We start from the raw sequence: 6,748 nt of genomic DNA on the forward strand, positions 1-6,748 counted from the left end.
AAAATCGTTAATAAATGCTAGAAGTTTAAAAAGACGAAATAATTACCATTTTCCCCCAGTTTTATTAATAAGCCTTTTGTATCATGTTGTTATAAAAATATAGTAGAATAGATGGTATGATTCATGTATAATGAAACTATTGTAATATAATGGAAATGAACGAAAAGTGAACGGAATAATGGCTAAACTTGGAGGTATTAGGATGAGACTGTTTCAACAGAAGCCCAAAAACTGGACAGAGTATACAGAAGACTTGCACAGTAATTATATTACGGTTGGCAACCGTCCGACTGAGAGGTTAAAATTCCTTGGGATTACAGAGACAACATTAAAAGATGTCCAGGAAGCAGCGGTATATTTAGAACCTTATGTAAATGAAATTGTAGATAAGTTTTATGAACGTATTACAGCAATCCCACATTTAAAAAAGATTATTAGTCATCACTCAACAGTAGAACGGTTAAAAGTAACGCAGCAAAACTATGTAAAACAATTTTTGCAAGCAGATGTCAACACGGAGTATGTAGAGACGCGAGTAAAAATTGGAGTTGTACATAGTAATATTAATTTGACGGCTAACTATTTTATAATGGCACATGATTTAATGATTCAGTTCATGACAGCGATTCTAATGGAGAAATTAAGTCGCCAACCGGAAAAAATGGTCCGAACTGTTATAGCTGTCCAAAAATTAGCGACATTTGATAAACAGTTAATTGTCGATGTATATACAGAATCTACGTTTCGGAATTTTTTATTCGGCATTTCGGGGATGTTAAACGATGTTACTTCCATCGATACGACACAGCAACTTATTGAAGGTATGGAAGAACAAATGTCTGAAGCACATAGTGTAACAGCAGCGACAGAACAAATGAATGCGTCTATTCAAGATGTAGCAAACCATGCTGTAACGGTAGCGGAAACGACAGATGAGGCAGTACAAAGTGCAAATAATAGCCGAGAAATTATCGATGGTGCATTACGTGATATAAAGCAAGTTGGGAAAGTGTATGATACGGTCATTGAGGATGTAAATCACTTAGAAAAACAGATTGATCATACCCATGAAGTGATACATGTTATAAAAGAAATTGCTGACCAGACGAATTTATTAGCGTTAAACGCTAGTATTGAAGCAGCAAGAGCTGGTGAATATGGAAAAGGATTTGCGGTCGTAGCAACAGAAGTTCGCAAGCTATCAGAACATACGAAAGCCCAAATTGAGCAAGTGACAGAAAACATGAAAACATTGCAGCAAGTTTCACGTCAAGTGACAGAACGAATCCAGCAAACAGGAGAAAGTGTAGAACAAAGTGTGTCAGGATCTGTTCAAGCAGGAAACGAGTTAGGTCATATTGTTTCGACGATGCAAACTATTAACGAACAAACTTCTCAAATTGCGGCAATGAGTGAAGAACAGTCTTCTACTGTTGCTGAAATTAGTGCACGTAATGCAAATATGTTTGAAGTAAGTGAACAAGTGCAAGGACTTGCAAAAGACACGGCAGAAGTGGTCTATGACTTAAGTGTGAAAATGAATGACTATCGTCTAACATTTTTAGAAACGAATTTAATATATAGTCAAAGAGATATTATTGAACTAGCGAAGACAGATCATTTATTATGGAAATGGAATATTTATAACTTATTATTAGGTTCAGCTAATATTTCAAAAGATTCGTTAGTATCACATGAAAATTGTCGCCTAGGAGAATGGTATTACAGTGAGCAATCGGCTGACTTACGAAATGATCGTTCATTCCAAGCCTTAGAGAAGCCACATAAAGAAGTACATATATATGCAAAACAAGCGTTACAAGCATATGAAAATAACAATATCGATGAAGCTAAATATGCATTGAGCCAATTAGAAACAGCTTCAAACGAAGTGCTTGAGCGATTAATCGAAATTGAACATATTGTTCAAGCAGAAGAAGACAGATAATTATATAGATGGAGAAAACCTGGGATAAAAAATGATTGTTTGTATAAACTTTGATTACTTATCTCAGGTTTTTTACAAAAATTTACATAAATAGTGAAAAATGTCTTAATAATTCTGAAAAGTCTGTAAACAACTTGCAACAAACGTGTTCACAAAGTATAATGTAAACAATTAAGATAAAAGAGAGTTTAAGGGGGAACGAAGATGAAAAAGAGGTTACTGTTAGTACTTGTAGTGGTGCTTAGCTTATTTGTATTAGCTGCATGTGGAGGAAATAATGCAAGCAATGGTAATGCAAATGATGGAGCAAATGATAGTAATAATGGAAATAATGATGCTACAAATAATGGTGGAGACAGTTACGTAATTGGGGCAACACAAATTGTGGAACACCCATCATTAGATGCTGCATATGAAGGTTTTCAAAAGGCGTTAGAAGATGCTAGTTTAGATGTTACATATGATTATCAAAATGCACAAAATGACCAAAATAATGTGAAGACTATATCGGATAACTTTGTTGCAGATGATGTGGATTTAATTTTTGCGAATTCTACGCCAAGTGCATTAGGAGCTTTGAATGCAACAGCTGATATTCCTATTTTATTTACATCTGTTACAGATGCAGTCGATGCTGGATTAGTGGAAGCGATGGATCAACCTGGGGATAATATTACAGGGGTAGTAGACCTACACCCAGATGGAATTGCTGAAACGGTTAAGTTCATCGATGAATATTTTGAAGGAGCAAAAGTTGGTTTAATTTATAATGCGGGAGAGAAGAACTCTGTTGCCCAAATTGAAGCGGTAAAAGAAGCTGGAGAAGGAACGAGCTTATCGTTTGCTGAAAGAACTGTTGCGAACTCATCTGAAGTGCAGCAAGCGGCAACGACGTTAGCTGGTGATATAGATGTATTTTATATCGTAACAGATAATACGGTAGTATCTGCTTTAGATGCAGTAGTTGGAGTAGCGAATGAACAACAAATTCCTTTAGTCGTTGGAGAACCTGATTCATTAGAAAAAGGTGGTTTCGTTACATTTGGTATTGATTACTTTACAATTGGATACCGTACTGGAGAAATGGCTGTAGAAATTTTACAGGATGGAAAAACACCAGCCGAAATTGATGTAGAATATCCACCGGAAATTCAGTTATATATTAATAAAAGTGCAGCAGAATCACAAGGTGTTGAGTGGAACGATGATTGGGATGAAAGTGCAGAAATAATCGAATAAGCAATTTTAAAAAATATATAACGGCATCATATACTAGATAAGAAAAAGGTTGGGACATTCGTTAGATATGCAACATGAACGATAAGTAGCGACGACTTTTCACAGTTGATTCGTCTTTCATATTGCATCGTTTACTGTCCCAACCTTGTCTTTTTTACTTATTTGTTATTTGCACCATGAAAGCCGAAACGGGGGGAAGTAGCATGTTTTTATCATTATTCGGTGCAGTTGAGTCAGGAGCTATTTATGCAATCATGGCATTAGGTGTCTATTTATCTTTCCGTGTGCTAGATTTTCCGGATTTGACTGTTGATGGTAGTTTTGTAACGGGAGCGGCGGTGGCTGCTGTTTCGATTATGAATGGATTTCCACCATTTATCGCGACGATAATTGGAACTTTAGCAGGATTTTTAGCAGGTTGTATTACAGGAATCCTACATACGAAAGGGAAAATAAATGCGCTTTTATCAGGAATATTAATGATGATCGCATTATATTCAATTAATTTAAGAATTATGGGATCGCCACAAATTTCGCTATTAAATGAAGCGACGATTAAATCACAAATTGTTTCAATTTGGGAAAAAACAGGATTAGATCCTTTATTAAATAATATGTTAGCTTTAACTAGATTAGACAAATTTCCATCAACATGGGGCATTCTCATCGTGATGTCTATACTCGTCATTATTATAAAATTATTAGCAGATTACTTCTTAAAAACAGAAGTTGGGCTTGCATTAAGAGCAACAGGTAATAACCAAAAAATGATTCGCAGTTTTTCAGCGAATACAGATACACTTATTATTTTAGGGATTGGTATTTCGAATGGACTTGTCGCCCTATCCGGAGCCCTAATTGCACAACATGGTGGATTTGCGGATGTTGGAATGGGAATTGGAATGATTATTATTGGACTTGCTTCGGTTATTATTGGGGAGGCAATTTTTGGAACGAAAACGATTTTTCGTGCGACATTAGCTGTTCTATTAGGCGCGATTATTTATCGAATCGTTGTCACTTTAGCATTAAGAGTAGACTTTTTAGAAACAGGAGATATGAAATTAATTACAGCATTACTCGTTATTTTAGCATTAATTGCCCCGAAAATGTTGCAAGCTAGAAGAGAAAAGAAACGTCGTCAAGCTAAACAAGCGTTGATAGAAATGGAGGATGTGTAAAATGTTACAGTTACAACATGTTTCCATTACATTTAATGAAGGAACTCCAGATGAAAAAAAGGCATTGAAAAATATTAATTTATTATTAGACCGTGGAGAATTTGTTACCGTTATCGGTGGAAATGGTGCAGGGAAATCTACTTTAATGAACATTATATCTGGAAGTCTGTTTTCAGATATTGGAAGAGTCGTAATTAATGGTCAAGATGTTGGTAATTTACCCGAATACAAACGCTCTCGTTATATTGGACGTGTATTCCAAGATCCGATGGCGGGAACGGCACCAGATATGACCATTGAGGAGAACTTAGCGATTGCTTATTCACGAAATAAAAAGCGTCGTTTAAAATTAGGCGTAACAAAAGCGCGGAAAGAATATTTTCAAAGCCATTTAGAAACATTAAATTTAGGGTTAGAAGATCGATTAAACGCAAAAGTTGGCTTGTTATCAGGTGGGGAACGACAAGCGTTATCTTTATTGATGGCGACTTTCACAGAACCAGACATTTTGCTATTAGACGAACATACAGCAGCATTAGACCCAGCTCGTGCGGAGTTAATAACGAGCTTAACATCTGAAATTGTTGAAAAATTTAACTTAACGACATTAATGGTGACCCATAATATGCAACAAGCATTAGATATGGGCACACGCTTATTTATGATGGATGCTGGACAAATTATATTAGATGCGCGTGGAGAGGAGAAGGATAATCTGACGATTGAAGGATTATTAGAAGAATTCCAGCGTATTCGTGGGCGAGCATTAGTAAGTGATCAAACGGTGTTAGGATAAAAATGAAAAAGTTTTGGATATAAATGAGTAAAAGAGTTACCACACGAATATGAATAGATAATGTACTGCACTTCCTATCATTACTATGGCACTGCTTTCTGTTATGTAAGGGAGGCGGGGCGTATATTTTTTTAAAATATCATTATCAATCCTATTCGTCTGTCATGCTTACATGCTTATTTCGTCCAAAACTTTTTCTTTGGATAGAAATATGTAAAAATTCCTTTCAATTTTAATCTCATATACCTTACAATAAAGTAATGTTTGAACATAAATCTGTAAGGAAAATCGATATTTCAGTAGATTTGGTCGTTGTATAATATACATATATTTTGGATAATTGAAGGAGTTTTGTTAGTGCAACCAACAGTAAATAAACAGAGAATACATTTGATTGATTTAATAAGAGGTTTTGCTTTATTAGGCTTGCCTTTTGTAAATGTCTTAGGGCTTTGGAGTGACAATGTAAATTTATCTGGAGAACATACAGATATTATCGTACAACGGTTTTTATTCGTATTTGTAGAAGGACGCTTTTTTGCTATCTTTTCATTTTTATTCGGTGTTGGCATTTATTTGTTTTTATCAAGAGCGAAGGCGAAGCATACAAATTATCAATTGATTTTTATTAGGCGAATGGCAATTTTATTCGTTATCGGGTTTATTCATCAGCTATTTCAACCTGGGGAAGCGTTGTTGTTTTATGCTATTATAGGTATTATTTTATTGCCATTTTTTAAACTTCCAAAACAGTGGAACCTTGTCTTAGGAATTATTGGAATAATCGTCGGAAGTATATGTAGTGCCAAATTGTTATTACCTCTTCCGTTCATGTTATTAGGACTAGCATTTGGCCAATATCATGTATTTGAAAAAACGATGTCCTACAGAAAGTCGTGGTCGTTTGTTCTCGTTGTATCATTTGTTGCAACAATCATCGCTACAGTATATTTATGGATGCAAGCACCATCATTAGGGATGACATCATATATGGATAGTTTTGAACTTACTGAGCTTCAAATTGACATGAATCGTGCATTTTTTGCATTTACTGAAATTGCACTCATGTTAGCACCTATTTTTACGTTATTTTATGTTAGCTCACTCGTCATCGTCGAGCCGTTCATTGGAAAATTATTAACGCCGTTGTATGCATATGGACGAATGGCATTTACAAACTACCTTGGGCAAACTGTAATGTTATTACTCGTCCTACAATTTATCGTAAAAGATTCTATCGTTTCTTATAGTTATACGACAATCTCCTGCGCGATTATTGTGTTTTTACAAATCACTTTTTCAGCCTTCTGGTTAAAGCATTTCAAATACGGGCCATTAGAATGGTTGTGGAGATGTGGAACATATGGGGAAATATTGTCCATTAAAAAATAGGGTGTAAAGATTTAATAAAAGTACTGTGTAATACAGTGCTTTTTTAACGTTTTTGAAAATATCTCCCCAAAATAAATTTTTCTAGATCATAAAAAACGAGCATGTCATTTAACTTTAAAAAATTTATGTTATAATATAAAACAATTCAGAATATTTAAATATATAAAATAGTTAAGAAGGCTAATATTAAAA

The 6,748-nt window shown here is 34.8% G+C and carries 5 protein-coding genes; all 5 read left to right on the top strand.

What is annotated here, in order from left to right; genetic code table 11:
- Window positions 1–202: 202 nt before the first annotated feature.
- The 5 genes from SPD45_RS10085 to SPD45_RS10105 all read left to right on the top strand — a co-directional run bounded on the left by SPD45_RS10085 (window position 203) and on the right by SPD45_RS10105 (window position 6,556).
- Complete coding sequence (locus tag SPD45_RS10085; RefSeq protein WP_336267610.1) at window positions 203–1,948, top strand: methyl-accepting chemotaxis protein; 1,746 nt, start codon at window positions 203–205, stop codon at window positions 1,946–1,948.
- A gap of 204 nt (window positions 1,949–2,152) precedes the next feature.
- Window positions 2,153–3,187: an ABC transporter substrate-binding protein gene (locus SPD45_RS10090; protein WP_336267611.1), complete on the top strand. Its 1,035-nt coding sequence runs from the start codon at window positions 2,153–2,155 to the stop codon at window positions 3,185–3,187.
- 203 nt (window positions 3,188–3,390) lie between these two features.
- Entirely contained in the window at window positions 3,391–4,368 is a 978-nt protein-coding gene (locus SPD45_RS10095) for an ABC transporter permease (RefSeq protein ID WP_336267612.1), read from the top strand.
- Window position 4,369: 1 nt separating this feature from the next.
- Window positions 4,370–5,164 (top strand): ABC transporter ATP-binding protein, encoded by a 795-nt coding sequence (locus SPD45_RS10100; RefSeq protein WP_336267614.1) that lies wholly within the window; start codon window positions 4,370–4,372, stop codon window positions 5,162–5,164.
- A gap of 357 nt (window positions 5,165–5,521) precedes the next feature.
- Window positions 5,522–6,556 (top strand): DUF418 domain-containing protein, encoded by a 1,035-nt coding sequence (locus tag SPD45_RS10105; protein ID WP_336267615.1) that lies wholly within the window; start codon window positions 5,522–5,524, stop codon window positions 6,554–6,556.
- The last annotated feature ends 192 nt before the right edge of the window (window positions 6,557–6,748 follow it).

This window comes from Pseudogracilibacillus sp. SO10305, assembly GCF_037072005.1.
Lineage (GTDB): Bacteria > Bacillota > Bacilli > Bacillales > Amphibacillaceae > Pseudogracilibacillus > Pseudogracilibacillus intestinigallinarum.